Annotated in this window: 17 protein-coding genes and 2 pseudogenes; 11 read left to right on the top strand and 8 right to left on the bottom strand. The window is 71.8% G+C overall.

Features of this window, described 5'->3' with window-relative positions; translation table 11 throughout:
• Window positions 1–165 precede the first annotated feature (165 nt).
• A pseudogene (locus ACWCP6_RS36375) lies at window positions 166–429 on the bottom strand (MmyB family transcriptional regulator); the annotation flags it as partial.
• A gap of 56 nt (window positions 430–485) precedes the next feature.
• On the opposite strand from ACWCP6_RS36375, the gene ACWCP6_RS36370 reads away from it, so the two are divergent.
• Entirely contained in the window at window positions 486–1352 is an 867-nt protein-coding gene (locus tag ACWCP6_RS36370; RefSeq protein WP_450936943.1) for an oxidoreductase, read from the top strand.
• 207 nt (window positions 1353–1559) lie between these two features.
• On the opposite strand, the gene ACWCP6_RS36365 is transcribed toward ACWCP6_RS36370, so the two are convergent.
• Window positions 1560–2096, bottom strand: a complete 537-nt coding sequence (locus ACWCP6_RS36365; RefSeq protein ID WP_450936942.1) for a hypothetical protein — start codon at window positions 2094–2096, stop codon at window positions 1560–1562.
• Between the two features lie 650 nt (window positions 2097–2746).
• On the opposite strand from ACWCP6_RS36365, the gene ACWCP6_RS36360 reads away from it, so the two are divergent.
• The 4 genes from ACWCP6_RS36360 to ACWCP6_RS36345 all read left to right on the top strand — a co-directional run bounded on the left by ACWCP6_RS36360 (window position 2747) and on the right by ACWCP6_RS36345 (window position 9433).
• A complete protein-coding gene (locus ACWCP6_RS36360) occupies window positions 2747–5071 on the top strand; it encodes a transglycosylase domain-containing protein (RefSeq protein ID WP_450936941.1) in 2325 nt (774 codons plus the stop codon).
• Window positions 5072–5133: 62 nt separating this feature from the next.
• Window positions 5134–6423: a hypothetical protein gene (locus ACWCP6_RS36355; protein WP_450936940.1), complete on the top strand. Its 1290-nt coding sequence runs from the start codon at window positions 5134–5136 to the stop codon at window positions 6421–6423.
• A 113-nt stretch (window positions 6424–6536) separates the two neighbouring features.
• On the top strand, window positions 6537–7079 hold the full coding sequence (locus ACWCP6_RS36350) for an SRPBCC domain-containing protein (protein WP_450936939.1): 543 nt from the start codon (window positions 6537–6539) through the stop codon (window positions 7077–7079).
• A 290-nt stretch (window positions 7080–7369) separates the two neighbouring features.
• Window positions 7370–9433 (top strand): SpoIIE family protein phosphatase, encoded by a 2064-nt coding sequence (locus ACWCP6_RS36345; RefSeq protein ID WP_450936938.1) that lies wholly within the window; start codon window positions 7370–7372, stop codon window positions 9431–9433.
• A 79-nt stretch (window positions 9434–9512) separates the two neighbouring features.
• Here ACWCP6_RS36345 and ACWCP6_RS36340 read toward each other — a convergent pair whose 3' ends face one another.
• From ACWCP6_RS36340 to ACWCP6_RS36330, 3 genes are all read right to left on the bottom strand, one after another.
• Window positions 9513–9944: a MarR family winged helix-turn-helix transcriptional regulator gene (locus ACWCP6_RS36340; RefSeq protein WP_450936937.1), complete on the bottom strand. Its 432-nt coding sequence runs from the start codon at window positions 9942–9944 to the stop codon at window positions 9513–9515.
• On the bottom strand, window positions 9944–10360 hold the full coding sequence (locus ACWCP6_RS36335) for a polyketide cyclase (RefSeq protein ID WP_450936936.1): 417 nt from the start codon (window positions 10358–10360) through the stop codon (window positions 9944–9946). The genes ACWCP6_RS36340 and ACWCP6_RS36335 overlap by 1 nt, the downstream gene beginning before the upstream one ends.
• A 186-nt stretch (window positions 10361–10546) precedes the next feature.
• Entirely contained in the window at window positions 10547–12424 is a 1878-nt protein-coding gene (locus tag ACWCP6_RS36330; protein WP_450936935.1) for a glycoside hydrolase family 15 protein, read from the bottom strand.
• Window positions 12425–12542: 118 nt separating this feature from the next.
• Between ACWCP6_RS36330 and ACWCP6_RS36325 the strand changes: the two genes are divergently transcribed.
• The 3 genes and pseudogenes from ACWCP6_RS36325 (at window position 12543) to ACWCP6_RS36315 (ending at window position 14669) form a co-directional block, all read left to right on the top strand.
• Window positions 12543–13484: a DUF389 domain-containing protein gene (locus ACWCP6_RS36325; protein WP_450936934.1), complete on the top strand. Its 942-nt coding sequence runs from the start codon at window positions 12543–12545 to the stop codon at window positions 13482–13484.
• A 248-nt stretch (window positions 13485–13732) separates the two neighbouring features.
• Window positions 13733–13978, top strand: a pseudogene (locus tag ACWCP6_RS36320) (SDR family NAD(P)-dependent oxidoreductase); the annotation flags it as partial.
• A gap of 328 nt (window positions 13979–14306) precedes the next feature.
• Window positions 14307–14669 (top strand): four-helix bundle copper-binding protein, encoded by a 363-nt coding sequence (locus ACWCP6_RS36315; RefSeq protein ID WP_450936933.1) that lies wholly within the window; start codon window positions 14307–14309, stop codon window positions 14667–14669.
• 95 nt (window positions 14670–14764) lie between these two features.
• Here the strand turns inward: ACWCP6_RS36315 and ACWCP6_RS36310 are convergent, their stop codons facing one another.
• Window positions 14765–15505, bottom strand: a complete 741-nt coding sequence (locus ACWCP6_RS36310; protein ID WP_450936932.1) for a hypothetical protein — start codon at window positions 15503–15505, stop codon at window positions 14765–14767.
• A gap of 403 nt (window positions 15506–15908) precedes the next feature.
• Between ACWCP6_RS36310 and ACWCP6_RS36305 the strand changes: the two genes are divergently transcribed.
• Window positions 15909–18362: a SpoIIE family protein phosphatase gene (locus ACWCP6_RS36305; RefSeq protein WP_450936931.1), complete on the top strand. Its 2454-nt coding sequence runs from the start codon at window positions 15909–15911 to the stop codon at window positions 18360–18362.
• Window positions 18363–18534: 172 nt separating this feature from the next.
• Here ACWCP6_RS36305 and ACWCP6_RS36300 read toward each other — a convergent pair whose 3' ends face one another.
• Window positions 18535–19062, bottom strand: a complete 528-nt coding sequence (locus tag ACWCP6_RS36300; protein WP_450936930.1) for a transposase — start codon at window positions 19060–19062, stop codon at window positions 18535–18537.
• A gap of 639 nt (window positions 19063–19701) precedes the next feature.
• Here ACWCP6_RS36300 and ACWCP6_RS36295 point away from each other — a divergent pair.
• Entirely contained in the window at window positions 19702–19878 is a 177-nt protein-coding gene (locus tag ACWCP6_RS36295) for a CsbD family protein (RefSeq protein ID WP_450936929.1), read from the top strand.
• Window positions 19879–20280: 402 nt separating this feature from the next.
• Window positions 20281–20649: a low affinity iron permease family protein gene (locus tag ACWCP6_RS36290; RefSeq protein WP_450936928.1), complete on the top strand. Its 369-nt coding sequence runs from the start codon at window positions 20281–20283 to the stop codon at window positions 20647–20649.
• A gap of 3 nt (window positions 20650–20652) precedes the next feature.
• On the opposite strand, the gene ACWCP6_RS36285 is transcribed toward ACWCP6_RS36290, so the two are convergent.
• Window positions 20653–21630: a DUF6777 domain-containing protein gene (locus tag ACWCP6_RS36285; RefSeq protein ID WP_450936944.1), complete on the bottom strand. Its 978-nt coding sequence runs from the start codon at window positions 21628–21630 to the stop codon at window positions 20653–20655.
• Window positions 21631–21676: the final 46 nt, after the last annotated feature.

Raw genomic sequence — 21676 nt, 5'->3', positions numbered from 1 at the left:
AAGCGCGGTGCGGCCGGCACGCGCTGACGCCTGCACTGTCGTAACCGAGCGGCCCGCCGCCCCCCCCCCGCCCCGGCCCGCCCCCCCCCCCGGGCGCGGCAATCCCCCCGCGCCCCCCGCCGGGGGCCCCCCCCGCGCCCGCTCCGGCCGGGGCCCCTCGACGGCCTACGGCTGGTCGGTGGAGCGGGTGGCGGGATCCTCGCGCGGTGCCGGCGGCGCAGGGGCGTTGAGGCTTCCCAGGACGCCCAGCAGCTCCGCGTTGAGGCTTCCGGGCCCGGCGTGGAAGACCACGAGCTGGGGGCCGTCGGTGTCGACGACGGGGCACTTGTCCGAGTGGAGGTCGATGTCGCCGGCCTGCGGATGCGCGAGACGGCTGATCCGGCCCTGTCGCGGCCGGACGTCGTGGCGGGCCCACGGGTGGCGGAAGCGCTCGCTGCCCGCCGTCCCGGACGACGCACCGCGAGACGAGCCGCGAAAGGCCTGACATGACCCACAGCCTTTCCGGCGGGACCCTCACCCTCGCCGACGGACTCACCCTCACGCGCATGGGATACGGCGCGATGCAGCTGGCCGGCCCGGGCGTCTTCGGCCCACCGCGGGACCGCGACCAGGCACGTGCGGTGCTGCGCGAGGCCGTGGAGCTGGGCATCACCCACATCGACACCAGCGACTTCTACGGTCCCGTCGTGGTCAACGAGCTGATCAAGGAGGCTCTGCACCCCTACCCCGAGGATCTGCACATCGTCACCAAGGTCGGCGCACGGCGCGGCGAGGACGGGAGCTGGCGGCCCTCGCTGGAGCCCGCGGACCTCACGGCCCAGGTCCACGAGAATCTCCGTCACCTCGGGCTGGACACCCTCGACGTGGTCCATCTGCGCCTGGCTTCGTACGAGGGACCCTCCGACGACTCCGTCGCCGAGCAGTTGGGCACGCTGGCCGACCTGCGGGAGCAGGGCCTCATCCGTCACCTCGGGCTGAGCGGGGTCTCCGGCACACAGCTCACCGAGGCACAGGGCATCGCGCCCGTGGTCATGGTGCAGAACCTGTACAACCTCGTCCGCCGGGAGGACGACGCCCTCGTGGAACGGTGCGCGGCGGAGCACATCGGCTATGCGTCGTTCTTCCCCCTCGGCGGTTTCACGCCGTTGCAGGCCGAGGCCCTGACGACGGTGGCCGTCCGGCTCGGCGCCTCGCCGCAACAAGTCGCGCTGGCCTGGCTGCTCCGTCGTTCCGCCACGACCCTGCTGATCCCGGGCACCTCCTCCGTGGCCCATCTCCGCGAGAACGTCGTCGCGGCCGAGCTCACGCTGCCGGCCGGCGCGATCGCCGAACTCGACGCGATCGGTGGCTGACCGGGGCTGTCATCGCGCTCCCGTCGTCCGCCCGAAGGCCGGAGGGGTGTCCGACGACAGCGCCGAGGAGCGCGTTCCCGTCGCCCGGCCGGGTCCCGGAACGTGCCGGGCCCTCACCGCGGTCCGTGGCTCCCGGAACGCCGGGTGACGGGGACCGGTCCGATGTGGCATACCGGGACCGGACACGACGGGACGGCACGGACCTCCTCATGCCGGGACGGCCGCGGTTGCCGTGCCGACCGCCCCGCTCAGCGCCTCCAGGCGCTTGATCCTCCGGCGGACGACATGGAGGGGGATCACTCCGAGGACCCCGAAGGACATGTCGATGACCGACCACCAGAAGGGGATGCCGCGGACCGGCCCGCAGACGAGGGCCAGCGGGATGATCCCGGCACACGCGATCATGCCGAACTCGACCACCCAGATGTTGCGCACCGGATCGCGGTACGGCCCGTAGAAGGCGACCGCGATCACCAGGTGCGCGAAGGCCAGCCAGTCGGTGCCGTACAGCACGAAGGGCTGATGGGCATCGACCTGGTCGAGGCCGACACGCACCCGGTGGATCCAGTCCGCCAGTCCGGGCAGGCGGTCGCTCACGGGCGACAGGGCGGACGTCAACAGGCCATCGGCCCAGTGCAGTTCGGTCACCAGGGGAAAGGCCGTGGCGCCGCTGAGAACCAGACAGACGACGAAGACGGCCAACCAGACACGTATGCCCCGCAGAAGGGCTGCGCTCTCGCTCACGGGAGCAGCGTACGCCCAGTTTCTGAACGTGTTCAATTCTCTCGGCGTTGCGCGCGTCACAGCCCGTCAGAAGCTCCGCGCACACCGGCGCCATGCCGCCGCACCCCCGCGCCGGCAGGAGTGGTGCACCGCTCGCCCGCCCCGGCCCCCGACTCGGCACGGACAGGGACGAATTCGGGCCACCCACCCGCCGGCGGCAGATCCTGCTGCCCTCACCCATTCCGGGGGCAGTCCGGGACGCGGACGAAATGGCCGGACAGGGGTGGCTCCCGTCGGCTCCGTTCCCGGTCGGAGATACCCTCGCAACCACCACGACACGGAGGCGCAACACGGCCGCGGTCACCCTCTCGGAGCCCCGCCACAATCGGGCGTTCTCCGCAGAGCACGGCAATGGCCCCGTATCGGCACCGATCCCTCTTGTTTGAGTCTTCACCATTCCCGACCAAAGACTTCACGGAAACCGCTGATAATTTATGAGTGCCCGCGACGTACCGGAAGGTCGGGGAGGGGGGCTCGCGGCCGTCGACCACGGCCGCTGCATCTACCCGCGCGAGCAAGTGTCAGGGCAAAGGGAGATGCAGAGATGACCACACCGTGGCATCCGAGGGGCTACACGCACCTGGGTCGGCGGCCGGTTCCGGGGGCCCACCATGGCCGGGTCTGACGGGGGAAGCAGGTCGCGCCGCAGGGCCGCCCCGAAGGAGCCCTGGCTCCGGCGGGTCACCAACGGCGTCGGCGGCCTTGCAGGTGCAAGGACCGCGTCCGGCCCCCGGGCCGAGGGCATGGACGACGGTGCGGGCCACGACGGGACCGACGGCGGCGAGTCCGGCGCATCCGAATCCGGAATAGCTGAATCCGGAATAGCCGAGTCCGGCACAGCCGAGTCCGCCACGGCCGGATCCGAACACCGGCAGGCCGGCGGCACGTCCGGCACGCGCCGCGGCGGCACCCGCCGCAAGCCCCGTCAGCGGAGCGTCGCGGGATGGCTGGCACCGGTCGACGACCGGGTGGCCCCGCTCGTCCGCCGGATGGCACCGTACGCCCGCCGGCTCAGGCCCCAGTACCCGCGTCCGGGCCGCAGTGACTGGCGGCGCTGGGTGCCGTCCTGGCGCCAGTGGGTGGGCAGCGTCCTGACGTGTCTGGGGGTCATCGGCACGCTGCTGGTCATCACCTACGCCACGACGGACATACCGGAAAACCTCAATACGTACGCCACGCAGCAGGACAACGTCTACTTCTGGTCCGACGGGACGCCCATGGCGCGCACCGGATGGGTGCGACGCCAGGAGATGCCGCTCAAGGACATACCGGAGGACGTGCGCTGGGCGGTCCTGGCCGCGGAGAACGAGAGCTTCTACTCCGACCCCGGCATATCCGTCAGCGGCATCACCCGCGCACTGTGGCGCACCGTGGGCGAGGGGGACACCCAGGGGGGCTCCACCATCACCCAGCAGTACGTCAAGAACGTGTATCTGAACCAGAACCGGTCGGTGAGCCGCAAGCTGACCGAGGCCATGATCGCCATCAAGCTGGACCAGCACATGAGCAAGGACCAGATCCTCGAGGGCTACCTCAACACCAGCTGGTTCGGGCGCGGCACCTATGGCATCCAGCGGGCGGCGCAGGCGTACTACGGCAAGGAGGTCGGCCAGCTCAACGCCAGCGAGGCCGCGTTCCTGGCCTCCCTGCTGAAGGGGGCCGGCCTCTACGACCCCACGCTGAGCCACGCCAATCACGAGCGAGCCGTGGAGCGGTGGTCCTGGATCCTCGACCGCATGGTCAAGATCGGCAAGCTGTCGCGGTCCGAGCGGGCGAAGTACACCCACTTCCCCGAGCCGGTGAAGCAGTCCCTGTCCCAGGACACCGGTCACCAGACCGACTACCTGGTGCAGCTCGCCGGTCAGTACGCCAAGAAGTCCGGGCACATCTCGGACAAGCAGTTCGACCTCGGCGGCTACCAGATCTACACCACCTTCGACAAGCGCCGGGAGAGCACCCTCACCCGGGCCGTGGCCCTCGCCCGCAAGGACGCGAAGGGCCGCGACGCCAGTGCGGCGAAGGTCGCCCGCTTCGGCGCCGCGTCGGTGGCCGCCAACGGCAGCATCCTCGCCGTCTACGGCGGCCCGGACCACCGCAAGCAGGGGTTCAACGAGTCCAACGCCGCCACCGTTCCGGCCGGCTCGGCGTTCCTCCCCTTCGTCTACGCGGCCGCCCTCGAGAACGGCGTCCGCACCGAGCGCGGCGCGGCGGCGACCCCCGTCACCCCGCAGACCCTCTACAACGGCGACGACGACGTCACCATCACCACGCCCGAGGGCCCCTACTGGGACCGCAGCGGCAAGAAGGTCACCGCCCACAACGACGACGACAAGTCCTTCGGGCGGATCAGCCTGCACGACGCCCTCGCCGACTCGGTCAACTCGCCGTTCATGCAGCTGGGCATGGACACCGGCCTGGACAACGTCCGGCGGACGGCCCAGGCGGCGGGCATGCTGCCGTCCAGCATGGGGCCGCAGGTGCCGGCGCTCTCCCTGGGCAGCTCCACGCCCAGCGCGATCCGGATGGCCAGCGCCTACGCCACGTTCGCCGCCCAGGGGATGCACTCGGAGCCGTACTCGGTGCGCCGCATCACCCGCAACGGCTCGCGTGTCCCCCTGCGGACACCCCGTCCCCGCCGCGCGGTCCGCGCCGAGGTCGCCCGTGAGGTCACCGACGCGCTCACCGCTTCCTACCGTGCCCACCACCCCGCCACCGGCAGCACCCAGGCGGAGACGGCGGGCAAGGGCGGCACCACCGAGGACGACACCGCTGCCTGGTACACCGGCACCTACGGCTCGGTGTCGACCGCGGTCGTCGTCTACCGCATGGACCTGTCGAAGAGCCTCGACGCCTTGCCGCTGAAGGGCGTGGCCGGCTCACCCGCCACCACCGCCCCGTACGGCATCTGGTCGAGCGTCATGAGCCCGCTCGACTGACGCGGGCGCCCTCATGGCACAGCGCCACATTCCGCTCTCCCTCCTAGCAGAATGCGCCAGGAATGACATTGAAGACCGACCGCCGACGCCGCGCCGCGCGCACCTCGCCCGCCATACGCCCGGAAATCGTTGTCGTGGTGCTCGCGCTCATCGCCGCATGCATCGTCGTCCCTCTGCTACTGGGCGGCACGGACGACGCCGGGGCCTCCGACGGCCACGCCCGGTCCGCCGGCCGTAGCGGTTCCTCCGCACAGGGCAAGGCGGGCGACGATGCCGCCTGGGACGGCAGGACCAAGGTGCTGGGGGACGGCTCCACGTCGTACACCGGGCCCCAGCCCGGCCTGGCCAAGCCCAAGCGGCTCAAGCCCGGTGAGAAGCCGCCCCAGTTCGTCGTGTTCTCCTGGGACGGCGCCCTCGAGGGGGACGACCATCTCTTCTCGCACTACCGGGAGCTGGCCAAGCAGTACAACGCCCATATGACGTTCTTCCTCACCGGCATCTACCTGCTGCCGAAGGACCACAGGACGCTCTACCACCCGCCCCAGCACGGCCCGGGGGCCGCGGCGATCAGCTACCCCACCGACGAGCACATACGCACCACGCTGGGCCAGCTCGGCCAGGCGTGGAAGGAGGGCAACGAGATCGGCTCGCACTTCAACGGCCACTTCTGCGGGGCGAAGGGCGGCGGTCACTGGAGCACCGCGGAGTGGACGAGCGAGATCAACCAGTTCTACGGCTTCGTGCAGAAGTGGAAGACCAACACCGGCTACAAGGACCTGCCGCCCCTGCCGTTCGACGCCAAGCGCGAGGTCATCGGCGGCCGCGCGCCCTGCCTCGAGGGCCAGAAGACCCTGCTTCCGGCCATCAAGAAGCTCGGCTGGCGCTACGACGCCAGCTCGGCTGGCGACTTCCAGATATGGCCCACCAAGAAGGACGGTGTCTGGGACTTCCCGCTGGAGATGCTGCCCTACGAGGGCGGCAAGTACCAGGGCCTGTCGATGGACTTCAACTTCCTCTACAACCAGTCCAAGGGCGAGACCGACGGCGACCCGTCCCAGTACGCGCAGTGGCGCGAGGAAACCCGCAAGTCCTACCTCGCGGGCTTCAACCGGGTGTACTACGGCAGCCGGGCGCCGCTGTTCATCGGCAACCACTTCGAGGACTGGAACGGCGGCATCTACATGAAGGCCGTCGACGACGTCATCAAGGACGTGTGCGTGCGCAAGGAGGTCCGCTGCGTGTCCTTCCGCGAGGTCGCGGACTGGATGGACGCACAGAAGCCGGAAGTCCTCCAGCGGTTGCGCAGCCTCGACCCGGCGCAGTCCCCGGACTGGTCGTCGGTCGTGAAGTAGCGCTCGGCGCCCGCGCCGTCCCGGTGCCGGCGGCCCGGCCGTGCGCCGGGCGCGGCGCCCCCGGGACGGCCGCCGCCGATGTTCCCTGCGCCCGTCGCAGTACCGTGGGGGCCATGTACTCCACGCAGGTCTCGCAGTACATCGAGGCCCCGCGGGCCGACGTCTACCGCGCACTGCTCGACCCGGAGGCCGTCGCACGGTGGCGGGCGCCCGCGGGCATGACCGGCCACGTCCACGAGTTCGACCCACGGGTGGGCGGGGCCTTCCGTGTCTCTCTGCGCTACGACGCACCGACCGGCACCGGCAAGTCGGCCGCCCGCACCGACACCTACCACGGCCGTTTCGTCCGTCTCGTACCGGACGAACGGGTCGTGGAGGCCATCGAGTTCGAGACGGCGGACCCGGCGTTCCGGGGGATCATGACGATGACCACGACGCTCGTGGACGCGGGCGACGGCACCGAGGTCCGCATCGTGCACGAGGGGATCCCCGACGCGGTACCCGCCCGTGACAACGAACTGGGCACCCGCCTGGCACTGGCGAACCTCGCCGCGCTGGTCGAACGGCCACCGGACTCCCCCGGCGACCACCCGCCGTCCGGCACGGCGCCCGGGATCCGGCGGCGCATGCCGGAGGACCCCATCAGCGGGTCCTGACCTCCGAACGCCCGTGCCGGGTGCGAAGGCACAGGGCACGGGCCCGCCGATGCCTGCCGCGGACGGCCCGGGGCACATGATGACGCAGCCGATCCGGCCGCGCACGGAGCGTGCCCCCGGTGCGTGCACCCGCTCGGTGGATGGTGCATCCGGTGTCTGCATTCGGGTGAAACCTGCACCATAGGGGGAAGGGCGGTGTCCTGGCGGTGCGCCCGCGCTCCGGCCGCCGGGCTCGCTTCCCTGCCGGACGGAAGGAACCACTGGTGTCATCGGATCCGACGGGGGGCGCTGTGGCTCGGGCTCGTCTCCGGTCCGAGCTCGGGACGCTGCTGGAGCGCGTGGCCATCGCCGTCTTCGGCATCGACGGCGACCGGATCTGCTACTGGGGTCCGGGGGCGGAGCAGTTGTTCGGGTACGACGCGGCGGCGGTGCTCTCCAAACCCACCGCCTGCCTGTTCCCGGCCACCGACGACGGTTCGCCCGGCGCCTTCGAGAAGATGGTGGAGCTGGGGCGGACCCGGGGCTACTGGCGGGGTCCCGCGCCGGTGCTCAACCGGGACGGCTCGGTCTTCAGCTGCGGGTTCCGTGTCTTCCCGGTCCTCGGCGAGCGCGGGCACACGGTGGTGATGGCGCTGGCCAGCCGCAGTGACCACCTCGACCGGGTCAAGACGAATCTGGCATTCCTCGACGCGCTCTTCGAGACGTGCCCGATCGGTCTGGTGATGCTGGACGAGGGCATGCGCTACGTCCACCTCAATCAGGCGCTCGCGGACATGGACGGGATACCCATCGAGGACCACCTGGGGCGGCATGTGTCCGAGGTGATGCGCATGTCCGACGACGGTGAGTCCCTGCGGCTCCTGCACGAGGTGGCCGCGGGCGGCCCGCCCGTGGTCGGCATGCTGGTGGGCATGCGCACGGCGGGTCACCCGGACCGCGACCAGGTGCGGTCGGTGAGCTTCTTCCCGCTGAGCCGGGCGGTCGGTACCCGGGCGGGTCTCGGCGGTCTGCTGGTGGACGTCACCGCCCGGGAACAGGCCATCCTCGAAGCGACCGCGGCCCGTCAGCGCCTTGCCCTGCTGGACCGGGCAGCGGCCCATATCGGAACCACCCTGGACCTGAACGTCACCGCCGGGGAACTGGTCGAGGCCGCGGTTCCCGACTTCTGCGACGCGGCCGTCGTGGAGGTGGCGGACGGGATGGACGGCGCCGAGGTCTTCGACCCGGCGCAGCCGCTGGTCACCCGACGGATCGCGGCCGGTACGTCGCTGCCGCCACCCGCCACCGACGTCGTCGGCGGAGTGCAGGGGGTGACCTACCCACCGGGCTCCACGATCCACGAGGTGCTCAGTACGGGGCGCCCGGTCACCGCGGTCGTGGACGAGGAGTTCACCCGGCGCACGGTTCTGCACGGGGACAGGGCCCGGCTGCTGGCCGAGAGCGGCCTGACCTGCCTGCTGGTGGCTCCGCTGATCGCGCGCGGGACCGTGCAGGGGATCATCATCTTCGGCCGCTCGGATGCACGGCCCGGCTTCGACGAACAGGACCTCAGCCTGGCCTCCGAGCTGGCCTCGCGCGCCGCGCTGTGCCTGGACAACGCCCGTCTGTACAGCAAGGTGCGGCACATCGCCCTCACCTTCCAGCGCGCACTGCTGCCGAAGGAACCGAATGCCGGTCCGCATGTGGAGGTCGCCCACCGGTACGTGCCCGCGGGGCGGCTGACCGAGGTCGGCGGGGACTGGTACGACGTGGTCGCGCTGGCAGGCGACCGGGTGGCGCTCGTCGTCGGTGACGTCATGGGCCACGGTGTGCCGGCGGCCGCGGCCATGGGACGGCTGCGCATCACGGCAGAGGCCCTCGCCCGGCACATCGGCGACCCCGGCACCCTGCTCACCGAGCTGGACTCCTGCGCCAGGGAGGCGGGCATCGAGCTGGCGACCTGTCTCTACGTCGTCTACGACCCCGCCACCGGGCAGGCCTCCGTCGCCGACGCCGGCCATCCTCCGCTGCTCGTGCTGCGTCCCGACGGCTCGGTCGACACCGTCTCCGAGCCGCGGGGGGTCCCCCTCGGGGTCGGCGGGTTCCGTTACCTGACGACGGACATCCACGTGCCCGAGAACGCCGTCCTGGCCCTGTACACGGACGGTCTCATCGAGACGCGGGGCCACGACATCGACGAGGGCCTGGACGCGCTGCGTGCCGAACTGCGCAGGCCGGCCGCCTCGTTGGAGGCGGCGGCGGACAGCATCCTCGCCGGCCTGCTGCCCGCGCCCCCGGCGGACGACACCGTCCTCGTCCTGGCCCGCGTCCACCGTGCCCCGTCGAAGGAGCGCACCGGCCTCCGTCCGCTCTAGGACGGCCGCCGGACCTCCGTCCGCCCTTGTGGACCCTGTGGTCGGACGGCAGGAGTCCGACGACCGGCGCGGGCGCGCCTCAGGGCTCGTCCCGCCGGGCCAGACCGCCGAGCAGGTCCAGTGCGTCCTGGAGGGCGACCGGCTCGAAGAAGCAGGCGTCGACCTCCTCGACGGCGGCGACCGCGCGCGGCGCGAGTTCGGCGCCGGCGGCGGTGACCCGCAGCCGTCGTGCGCGTGTGTCGGCCGGGTCGACCTCACGCTCGAGCAGCCCCTTGCCCTCCAGGGCACGCAGGACCTGCGAGGTCATCTTGACGTCGGTACCGGCCTGACGCGCGAGGGCCTGCTGGTTGGGTTGCTCGCCCCGCGCGTTGAACCACCATGTACAGGCCAGCAGGACGAACTGGACATGTGTCAGGCCCAGCGGGCCCAGCGCCGTGGCGATGTCCCGTTGCCAGCGCAGCGTGGTGTGCCAGAGCAGGAAGCCGGGGCTGTCGCCGGGACCGAGTGCCATCAGCCGCGCGCCCGCTCGACCAGGGCCTCCATGGTGTCGGGCCAGTCGGCCGTGATGGCCGGGCCGATCCCGGGGCCGAGTTCGTCGGCCGCGTCACCGGTGATCTCCATCCGGTACACGACCCTGGTGCGGTGCGAGGTGCCCGCCTCGACCCGGTGGATGGTGCGCAGGAGCAGGCCGTCGAACTCGGCCTCGTCCACGAACAGTTCACCTGCGGTCAGCCGGCCGATGCGCAGCCGCACGGGGTCCTGGCCCGCCGGGGTCATCACGATCTCGGTGCCGGTCGCGAACGGACCGCTGATCTCGATGCTCTCGATGTCGGCGTTCCAGGTTCCCCAGTTCTCCACATCGGCCCACAGGTTCCAGATCGCCTCGGTCGTGGCGTTGGTCTCGACGCTGTGCTCGTACACCCACATGAGTGGCCTCCCCGGTGACGGACGGTTAATCCGCGCACAGACTATCTGTGCGCAGACTTACTGTCCACCCGGTGCGTCGGCCGTCCGGCGTGGCGGTCCGGGCACGCGACGCCCCGCACAGGGCCGTCGCGCTCCGAGCCGGGGTGCGCGGAAGGGGCACCGGCCGGGCCCGCGCACGTGGGACGTTCACTCCGGCCGGATGTGCCAGGGGGTGGGCCTGTCCGCGGCCCGGTCGCGCACCCGGTCCACGGCCTCGTCGAGCGCGTCGTCCAGCGAGGCCGCGGCCATGATGAGCGACAGGTGCGTGAAGGCCTGCGGGAAATTGCCCAACTGCTCGCCGCCGGGGCCGATCTCCTCGGCGAACAGGCCGACGTGGTTGGCGTAGGTGTGCATCTTCTCGAACGTGTAACGCGCCTTGTCCAGTTGGCCGGAGCGGGCCAGGGCGTCGACGTACAGGAAGGTGCACAGGCTGAAGGTGCCTTCGGAACCGCGCAGTCCGTCGGGGGACGCGGCCGGGTCGTACCGGTAGACGAGACTGTCGGAGACCAGCTTCCGCTCGATGGCGTCCAGGGTGGACAGCCAGCCCGGGCTGAGGGGTGCCATGAAGCGGACGCGTGGGGCCAGCAATAGGGAGGCGTCCAGGACGTTCCCTTCGTAGTACTGGACCAGGGCCTCCTCCTCCTGGCTCCAGCCACGCTGCATGACCTGTTCGAGGATGGCGTCGCGGGCTGTGGTCCAGCGAATGATGTGCGCGGGACGGCTCCACTCCTGCGCCAGCCGCAGCCCGCAGTCGAAGGCGGCCCAGCACATGATGCGGCTGTAGGTGAAGTCCTTGCGCCCGCCGCGGGTCTCCCAGATGCCCTCGTCGGGGCGGTCCCAGGAATCGACGAGCCAGTCGAGGGTCCGGCTGAGTCCCTTCCAGCCGTGATAGCCCACGTGCATGGCGATGTCGCGGCTCTCGGACAGCGCGTACAACGCCTCTCCGTAGACGTCGAGTTGCAGCTGGTCGGCGGCGGCGTTCCCGGCGCGCACCGGGGCCGAGCCCCGGTAGCCCTCGAAGTGTTCGAGGATCTCCTCGCTCAACTGCGGGTCCCCGTCCACCCGGTACATGATCTGGAGCGGTTCCCCGTCCGGTCCCGCCTGGTCGTGCAGCCGGTCCCCCAGCCAGCGGACGAATGCTGTGGCCTCGTCGACGAACCCGATGTCGAGCAGAGCGCGGACGGACAGCGAGCCGTCGCGGATCCAGGTGTACCGGTAGTCCCAGTTGCGTTCGCCGCCCACCTGCTCGGGCAGGCCCATCGTGGCGGCGGCGATGGGAGCCCCGGTCGGGGCGTACGTGAGGAGCTTCAGCGTGATGGCCGAGCGGTGCACCATGTCGGGCCAGCGGCCCCGGTAGTGGCTGGTGCGCACCCAGCGCTGCCAGTGGTCGATCACCCCCCAGATCTCCCGCTCTACCTCTCCCTCGTCGGGCCTCGCAGGTGCCGCTCCGCCGGGATCACAGGTGGTGAGGATCGCGGCGGCGACCTGCCCCTCACCGAGAGTCACCTCGCCCGTGACGTCGTCGCCGTCGCGCCGCAGAGGGAAGGTGCTCTGCAGGTGGGCCGTGATGCCGGAGGCGTGGAAGGCGGCGTCCTGCGAGCCCAGGTCGAGCGTGTGACGGGCGCGCCCGTAGTCGAAGCGGGGCCTGCACTCCAGGGTGAAGCGCACGGTGCCTCGTACGGTCCGGATGCCTCGGATCAGGGTGTGGCGGTCGGACGCCTGCCGGGACGCGTTGGGGATCATGCAGTCGATCACCTCGCCCACCCCGTCGGGCGACATGAACCGGGTGACCAGCACGGCGGTGTCCGGATAGTAGAGCTGCCGCCAGGCGCCCTCCTCGTGTCCGCCGTCCGGGGCCAGGGTGAAGTGGCCACCCCGTTCGTGGTCGAGGAGGGCGGCGAAGATGCTCGGCGAGTCGAAGCGCGGGGCCGCGAACCAGTCCACCACGCCCTGCGAGGAGACCAGCGCTGCCGTCTGCAGATCTCCCACCAGACCGTGGTCGGCGATCGGCGGATAGCGATCCATCCCTCCAATGTCCGCTATGCGGGCCCTTCGTGCGCGTCGAACCCACCCACGTCCGCCTTCACCGTCGAGAATTGCCCGGCATCGCCGGACGAGACGGAACTGACGGGATGTGGTAGGGGTGGACCTGGTCCATCTGCGGGCGGTGAGCCCGCCGGACGTGACCGATCGGGCGATGGCGTTCCTCGGCGGCAACCCGTGCGTGCTGAACCTGACGCTGCGCCCCGGGCGGGTCCACAACCCGGACGGCAGCGCCATCGAGTGCGATGTGCTCACCGGTGCCGCGAACGACGTGCTGCGCGGTCTGCGGGAGCTGGAGCTCGACCGGCTCGGCTCCATCGTGATCGAGCCCGTGGGCGTGGCGTTCTGCGACCTGGCGAGCCGGACCAGCGCCCGGGAACTGGGGGTGATGGCGGACGCACCGCTGTGGGAACAGGTCGAGGCGCGCATCCGCGCCGAGGGCCGGTATCCGCCGAGCTTCTACCTCCTCCTGGTCGTCGCCGGACTGATCGGCTCGGTGGGCATCCTCACCAACTCCCAGATCCTGATCGTCGCGGCCATGGTCGTCGGACCCGAGTACGGGGCCGTCACGAGCGTCGCCCTCGGCATCGACCGCGGCGCGTACGGCCGCGTCCGCCAGGGCCTGCGCGCCCTGCTGACCGGCTTCTCGGCCGCCGTCGCGGTCACCTGTCTGTTCTCCCTGCTGGTGCGGGCGCTGCACATCGAGCCACCGGCCTTCGCCCGGGGGATCAGACCGGTGTCCCACCTCATCGACAACCCCGACTTCTACTCGCTCGTGGTGGCGGCGCTGGCGGGAGTCGTCGGCATCGTCTCGCTGACCGAGGCCAGGGCGAGCGCGCTGCTGGGCGTCTTCATCTCGGTCACCACGATCCCCGCCGCCGCGGACATGGGGGTCTCCCTCGCCTTCGGACAGTGGCGGCAGGCGCGGGGCTCCCTGGTCCAGCTGCTGCTGAACATCGTGGTCCTGATCCTGGTCGGGACGGCCACCCTCAAGGGGCAACGGGCCGTGTGGCGACGGCTGGGGGCACGGCGAGGGACGTGAACAGGTCCGTGCGGCGTGACGGCACGGACGCCGTGGCGGCCGCTGGTCCATTCGGTCCGACTCCCCGTTCCCGGTCGGGCTGGCAGCGGGTTTCACTGCGGGCCGAACGGCCCACGGGGGTGATGTGGTCGAGGATGACCGGCCCGAGCAGCCCCGGACGGGACGGGACCGCGTTCCTCGACAGCACCGGCCGATAGGCACCAGTGGGCACCAGCGTGAGCGCACTGCACAACATCACGACCCTTCCGCTGCTGAAAGGGCAACGGGCGCTGGTGACCGGCGCCAACTCCGGGACCGGCAGGGCCACCGCGGTCGTGCCGGGGCGCATGGGCGCCGACGCCGTGGTCAACTACGTCGCCGACTCCGGCTCCGTGCAAGAGGTGGTACGGGAGATCGAGGACTTCGGGGTGCGCTGCTGCGCCCACCATGCGGACGTCTCCCAGGAGGAACAGGTCGTCGACATGGTGTCCCGCATGGTGAGCGAGTTCGGCACGAGGACCTGCGGCGGGCAGCGGCCCCGCGCGACACTCCGCCCGCGCTCTGACGGGGGCCGTCGGCATCGCAGGCCAGGTGCAGCGCCGACGTCGACGCGCTGCGGCGGGGCGTCCGGCCGGCCGTCGCCCGCGTCGCCCGGCGCGCAGTGTTCCGGGTCGCGCTCCGTACCGGGTGTCCCGCCCCCCTGCGCCGGGCGGAGCACCGTCGCCTCGAGTGGCAGGCGCACGGCTCCGGCGCCGCGTCCGCCGGATGGCGCGCGGCGGCCGGGGGGCGTACGACGGAGGGCAAAGGGGCCCGGCCAGGGCCCCTCCACCCGGAGGAGGAATCATGCAGCAGCCCGGAACCGCGACCCCCATGAGCAAGGAGATGCAGGACTGCGTCGAGGCGTGCATGGCGTGCCACACCGTCTGCGAGGAGACCATGAGCTCGTGCATGCAGATGGGCGGCCAGGCCCAGATGCAGATCATGCGGGCGCTGATGGACTGTTCCGAAATGACCCGCATGTGCGCGGACATGATGATGCGCAGGTCGCCGATGGCCGCCGAGATGTGCGCCATGTGCGCACGGGCCTGCGAGATGTGCGCGGAGGCGTGTATGAGCATGCCGGACGACGCGCAGATGATGCGCTGCGCGGAGTCCTGTCGCCGGTGCGCCGCGATGTGCCGCGCGATGGCCGGTGCCAGGGCGTGAGCCCCGGCTGAACGCACCGTCGAGTCCCGTGGTCCGCGGCCCGGGGTGTCCCCCGTGCCGCGGTCCGCGGGCTCGTTCGTATCCGAGGGAGGCGCTCAGGGGGTGAAGACCTGCTCCAGGCGGTGGATGGCACCGTCGTCGCCTGTTTCGTACTTGAACACCAGACCGGAGTCGGGGTGCGCGTCGACCCAGTCGATGAGTTCCTGCACGCCGATCCGCTGGTTCGTCGAGGTGTCCGTGATCGGGTTGGTGGCCGTCACGTACGCCGCCTGGTCGAGCGCCCAGCGTGCTTCCTCGCCGGACACGATGAACGGCGCCCCGTCCGTGTCCTTGCCCGCGCACCCCCAGGCGCCGTGCTGGAAGACCAGGTTCACATGTCCGGTGTCGCCCTTGATCTTCTCGATGCGGTAGAGGGCGATCTCGTCCGGGTCGGCCTCGTCCGGGGTCGGCGGCTTGCTCGCACAGCCCGCCTTCTTCGCTGCCGAGGCCCCGCCGGACACGCCCCCGGACTTCTGCGCCGCGTGCACGCCGCCGGTGGTCCCCGCCGCACCGGTGCCACTCGTCGCCGTGGAGCCGCCGGAACCGCCGGAGCCGCCCGAGCCGCCCGAGCCGCCTGTCGCTCCGGAGCTCCCCGTACCCGCCGAGCCCTTCGACGACGCGGAGCCGCCGGCGGCGCCGGACGTCCCGGTGGACGCCGAAGCCGATGCGTGGGCACCGGGCTCCGCGGCGGCCCTGTCACCCGCGTCCGCGCCGTGCTCCGCGCACCCCGTGAGCGAAGCGGCCAGCGCAACGGCGACGAACACACCGGCACCGGATCTCCGACGAGTCGTTCTCATGGTGGATCTTCCCCCCGTTCTCCGCGGCCCCCCGGCCGCGGTCCCTTTGGACGCAGGGAACGTAGCAATGCGAGCACCCGCCGCGCACCGGCCGACGACCCCGTGTCGCCGACTCGGGACATCACCGTCACGCTGCGAAGACATGATGCGAAGCAACGGGACCGCGCGGGCCGGACGCAGGCCGCGTGCCCGGGGTGGCCGCGGAAGCGGTGAGGGAGGGCCGGGCGTACGCGCGGCAGGTCCCGGTCCTTCGGTCCGCGGGGGCAGGGGTCCCCGGGGCGTGCGCTGCGTTGGTGCTCCCTGCCGCCGGGGATCATGCTGGTCGAGGGGAGCCCCCGGCCGTGCTGCTTCCGGTGGGGGAGCGACGGGCGAAGAGGACCGAGCGAGGACGAGATGAGCGGCGATGGAGCGACTTCCCACCCCGTCCGGTGAGCGGCCCGGCGAGCCTCACGAGCAGGGGGCGGCCCCTACGGAGGCCGTCGGGGAGCCCGCCTACACGGCCACGGCCACGATCAACGAGCAGGGCATCGTCACGGGCTGGAGCGGCGGCGCACGGCGACTCCTGGGCTATCTGCCGTCGGAGGTCGTCGGTCTGCCCGCGGCCCGTCTGCTCGCCGACGACACCGAGGAGCCGGCCCGGCCGGAGGTGTCCGGGCGACAGAGGTGGAGCGGTTCCGCGGTGCTGTGGCACCGCGACGGGCGCCGGCTCCGGCTGGACCTGCTGGCCCACCGCCGTACCCCCGGCGGTGGGATCACCGAATGGCTCGTGCTGTGCGCCGTGCCGGGCGGGCCGCGGACGAGCGGGGACGAGGCGTGGGAGGCGTGGGCGTTCACCCAGGCCCCTTACGCCTCGGCGGTCTTCGACGCGGAGCTGCGGCTGGTGCGGGCCAACACCCGTACGGAGCAGGCGCTGTCGCTCGGCGAGGCCGGGATGCGCGGGCTGCGGCTGCCGGAGATCGCGCCCTGCCCCGAGAGCGACGCCGCCGAGCAGGCGATGCGCTCCGTCCTGCAGAGCGGTGAGCCCCAGGACACGGACGTGCCGATCGCACCCGCCGGGGCGAACGGGGAGCGCGGCAGCAGGCCGGCCTCGATGACCCCGCTCAAGGACGGGGCCGGCCACGTGCGTGCGGTGTGCCTGACGGTGCACGAAGGTGCCGGCGGGGGTCCGGCGGACCGCCGGCTGGGTCTGCTCGGCGACGCCGTCGCCCGTATCGGCACCACGCTGGACATCGCCCGCACCACCCAGGAACTGGCCGACGTCGCGGTGCCGCAGCTCGCGGGGTTCGTCGCCGTCGACCTGCTGGAGGCCCCCGGGCGCGGCGAGGATCCGTCCGCCGCACCGTCGGGCGGCCCTGTCACGGTGTACCGCAGCGCGCTCCACTCGGTCCTCGAGGGCTCCGCCACCCTGGCCGCGGGAGAGACGATCGTCCACCCGGCGCACTCGCCGGTGGCCGACTGTCTGGCCCGGGGTCACGGTGCCCACTACCAGTCGGCCGATCCGGCGCTGGCCCGGTGGGCGGACAGGGATCCGGGCGCCGCCTGGATCCGCACCGCGGGCATCACCTCACTGATGGTGGTCCCCGTGCGCGCCGGGGGCACCACGCTCGGCGTGGCCCTCTTCGGCCGCGACGCGCGTCAGGACCCCTTCGAGCAGGACGACCTGTGGCTCGCCGAGCAGCTCACCGCCCGTGCGGCGCTGGCCATCCACAACGCCCGCCGCTACACCCGCCAGCGCACCACCACCATGGCCCTGCAGCGCAGCCTGCTCCCCCACAGCCTGCCCGAGCAGGCCGCCCTCGAGATCGCCTCGCGCTATCTGCCGGCCGGCAGCGGCGCCGGAGTCGGCGGCGACTGGTTCGACGTCATCGCGCTGTCCGGCGCGCGCGTTGCCCTGGTCGTCGGCGACGTCGTCGGCCACGGCATCCGGGCCTCGGCGACCATGGGCCGGCTGCGGACGGCGGTGCGCACCCTGGCGGACGTCGACCTGCCGCCCGACGAACTGCTCACCCACCTCGACGACCTCGTCATCCATCTGTCCACCGACGAGGCCGGCACCGACCCGTCCGCCGCCGAGGGCGCCGGAATCGGCACCACCTGCCTGTACGCCGTCTACGACCCGGTCACGCGCCGCTGCACCATGGCCAGGGCCGGACACCCCTCACCTGCCGTGGCGACCCCGGACGGCGCGGTCCACGTCCTCGACATGCCGGCCGGGCCGCCGCTGGGTCTGGGCGGGCTGCCGTTCGAGACCATGGAGATCGAACTGTCCGAGGGCAGCATGCTCGCCCTGTACACCGACGGCCTCCTCGCACTCCGCGACCATGACATCGACGAGGCCCTCGACCGGATGTGCGCCGCCCTCGCGCGCCCCGCCCGGACGCTCGAAGCGGTCTGCGACCGGGTGCTCACGACCCTGCTGACGCACCGCCCGGACGACGATGTCGCGCTGCTCCTCGCACGGACCCGTGCTCTCGACGCCGACCAGGTCGCCTCCTGGGATCTGCCCGTCGACCCCGCCATCGTGTCCCGTGCCCGGCGCCACGCCACCGAGCAGCTCACCGCCTGGGGACTCGACGACGCCGCCTTCGTCACCGAGCTGATGGTCAGTGAGATGGTCACCAACGCGATCCGCTACGGACGGCCGCCCATCCAACTCCGCCTCATCCACGACCCCACCACGCTGACCTGCGAGGTCTTCGACTCCAGCAGCACCGCGCCGCACATGCGACGGGCCCGGACCTTCGACGAGGGCGGTCGCGGCCTGCTCCTGGTCGCCCAGCTCGCCGACCGCTGGGGTACGCGCCACATGCCCACCGGGAAGACCGTCTGGGCCGAGCAGTCCATCGCCAAGGCCTGAGCCCACCGGCGCGGTGGGCGGCGTCGTCGTCCTCCGCCGCCGCCCGGGCGGCCCGGACCGCCGAGCCCGCGGAGCCCACGAGGGCCCGGCCGTTGGCGCCTGCACGCCGCGAGGGGTCGACCCGGACGGATCCGCGGACCACGGCCGACCGATCGCTCGGCGAACCGGGGCGTCACGGGGTGAACGGGCTGTCGTCCATCGCTCCCGTCCCGTCACCGTCGACGAGCTTCTGTTTGAGGGCGTCGAGGTCGTGGGCGGACGTGGTGGTGTCATCCCCCATCAGTCCGTACCAGTCGCCGTCGAGGAACTCCTGCCTCCAGTCGTCGACCTCGGCCGCGGGGATCTTGTATCTGTCGGCCACTTCGGCCCTGGTCACGTGCCCGGACATCACCGCGAGCACAATACGGACCCTGTCCTTAGCTGTGAGGTCGTCCTTGGTCCCGTCCGGCAGAGCGCCGTAGCGTGGACAGCGGGGCCCACCGGGCTCGCCCGGGTCACCGGGCCGGCCGGGCTCACCACCGCGGCCGCCTGCGCCGCCGTCCCCTTGCCTGCCGCAATGGGTGTCGTGACCGACCGCGGCCACATGGCCGGTACCGGTGGGGGAACCGGGCGAGACGTGCACGGCACACGCGGTGCCGGCCGCCAGGGTCAGCGAGACGACTGCCAGGGCCAGCGGACGCCGTGGGAAGCGGCCGGACACGAGTCTCTCCGCAGGGTCGTCATCGGGCCGTCGCCACGGGCGGCGAAGTCCGGGCACCGCCGTCACCGCCCTCGCCGCCGCCGTCGGCACGCGGCCCCGTGACCCTCGCGCCGGGCGACGGCACCGCGCCCGCACCCGACGCCGGCACCGGCACCGGCACCGGCACCGCCCGGCGCGCAGACCCGCGACAGCCGTACACCGGCCCGCAGACAGCCGAAACAAGACGTGGCACTCTCCTCACCACTCCGCCCCACTCCCTTGCCGGTGAGGCCCGCACCACCAGTAGGCCGGGCGGCCACCGACACGGTCACGCTCCGAGGAGTCGGGACTTGACACCCCGGGAATCACTGTCGGCCCCGTCCCCTCCCCGGGCTCCGTTCGGCTTCCGGGCTTCAAGCGCCTCTTGCCGCGCCGGAGTTCCTTTCATCCGGACGGCTCATCCGGCACCGGCCGACCAGGAGCGCACCCGCTGGACCGAGGTACGCCGCCGACGGCCCGCGTTGGGCGGCGCCCGCGGCTGCCAGTCGCACAGGCCGGTTGCGGCGCCACCCGAGCGGGCGCACGGTGAACAAGGGTGCGCCCGGCCTTCTCGGACGGATCGTCCCGGCCCGCACCCCCGGCGAGAGGACAGCAACGGTGATGACCAAGGGCAACGCCAAGGCAATGCAGATCAAGGGCAAGCTGAGGGAGACCCTCGGAAAGGCCTTGCACGACAAGTCCATGCAGCGGGCGGGGCGCGGCGAGCAGCTGCGCGGCAAGGCGCAGGAGATGGCCGGGAAGGCTGCTGATCAGGTCCGCAAGAGGACCGGACACTGACCTCGGGGGATCCGGGAGGCGCGTGATCCGACCCGTCGCCGAGTCGGACGGCGAGTCCACGTCAGGCACCGGCGCGCGTGCGAGTGACCTCGGGCCGCTGCCGCGGAGACACACGCAGAAGAAGATCACGACGCAGTTCCAGGGCCGCCACCGCCCCGGCCTTCGGGATGCCCCGCCCGTCGACGCCCCCGCCCCTCGACGTGTGGACGCCGTCCCGCCCCGTCCGTGCGGCACGGCGCACCGATGGTGTCCCGTTCGCTGCCGCCTCCGCTGCCGGGAACCTGGCGACCTCGTGGTGGCCGGTGCGTACGAGGTGCCCATGAGCCCGCCGCACCCCCTCGGGGCGTCTGTGCGGCCGCGTCCTCGCGGACCTCAGCCGCGCGTTGGAGGTGGCAACGACCCATGACTCTGCAACATCCCGCCGACCGCGGTGGTGACACCCGTGGGCGCTTCGAACGGCTGGCGGAGGCAGCGTCGAAATTCACCAGCTCACCGGCCTTCTTCGTGTGCTGCCTCGCCCTGGTCGCGTTCACCGTCGCCGTGCACATCGCGGACCTGGAGGTACGGTGGCTGCTCCTCGCCGGCGAAGTGATGACGGCCGTGACCCTGCTGCTCCTCGCCCTTCTGAAGAACTCGGAGCTGCGGGCCGAGCGCGCGATCCAGCGCAAGCTGGACGCCATCGCCGCGGCGCTCCTCGAAGGCCAGGAGGGCAAGCTGGGCAGGGCGCATCAGGACCTCAAGGACGTGATCCGCATGGAGGACACGATCTGAGCGTCAGGACTTCTGTGGCTCGGGGTTCCCGCCTTGGGACTGTTGCCCACCCGACTGCTCGGGGTTCCCGCCTTGGGACTGTTGCCCACCTGACTGCTCGGGCTGCCGCTGCTCCGACGACGGCCCGCCTCCTGACCTCGACGCCGGTGCGGACGAAGGTGGCACGGGTGACGCGGGGGGCTTCGACGGAGCGGCCGACGACCCGCCGGGGGGCGAGGACGGACCTGGCGACGAGCCGCCCGAAGGCGTTGACGGCGCCGGTGACTGAGACGGGGACGACGGCGCCGATGACTGCGACGGGACGGGGGGCGGAGGCTGCGACGAGGACGGCGCGGACGGCTTGCTCGTCGAGGGGCTCTCCTTCGACGGGCTGGACTCCTTGCCCGACGAGGAAGGCGAGGACGACGGGGAGGACGGGGACGACGACTCCGGCGGCTTCGTGCTCTCCTTCGATGCCTTCGATTCCTTCGGCTTCTTCGACTCACTCGGCTTCTTCGACTCGCCCGGCTTCTTCGACTCACTCGGCTTCTTCGACTCACTCGGCTTCTTCGACTCGCCCGACTTTTTGGACTCACTCGGTTTCTTCGACTCGCCCGGCTTCTTCGACTCGCCGGGCTTCTTCGACTCCTTCGACGACTGCGACGATCCCGGGGATGACGGTTCGGAGGAGGACGAGGACGGCTTGCCCGAGGGGGACGGGGAGGTCCCGTTCGGCGACGTCGTTTCCCCGGGTGTCCGGGACGGCTTGATCACCGGTGGTGCGGTCTTCTCGTCGTGCACGCCCTTGTCGTCGCCGCGCCGCCGTACGAACCAGTCACCGCTGTGCGGGTCGACCATGACGAACCTCTTGACCTCCCGGTGTACGGGTGCGACCACGACGACGTCGGAGGGCCGGTAGTGGGGCCAGGCGTTGCCCACGCGCTTGGGAGTGCCCTTCTGGGCGACCGGCGGTGTCAGCGGGTTGCCGCAGGCACAGCGCACGCGGGGCACGCCCCGGGAATCGACCAGGACCGCCGTCCCCGCCTGC

Source organism: Streptomyces sp. NPDC002004, assembly GCF_053593975.1.
The sequence above is the reverse complement of the archived record's forward strand: the minus strand, read 5'-3'. Positions and strand labels throughout refer to the sequence as shown.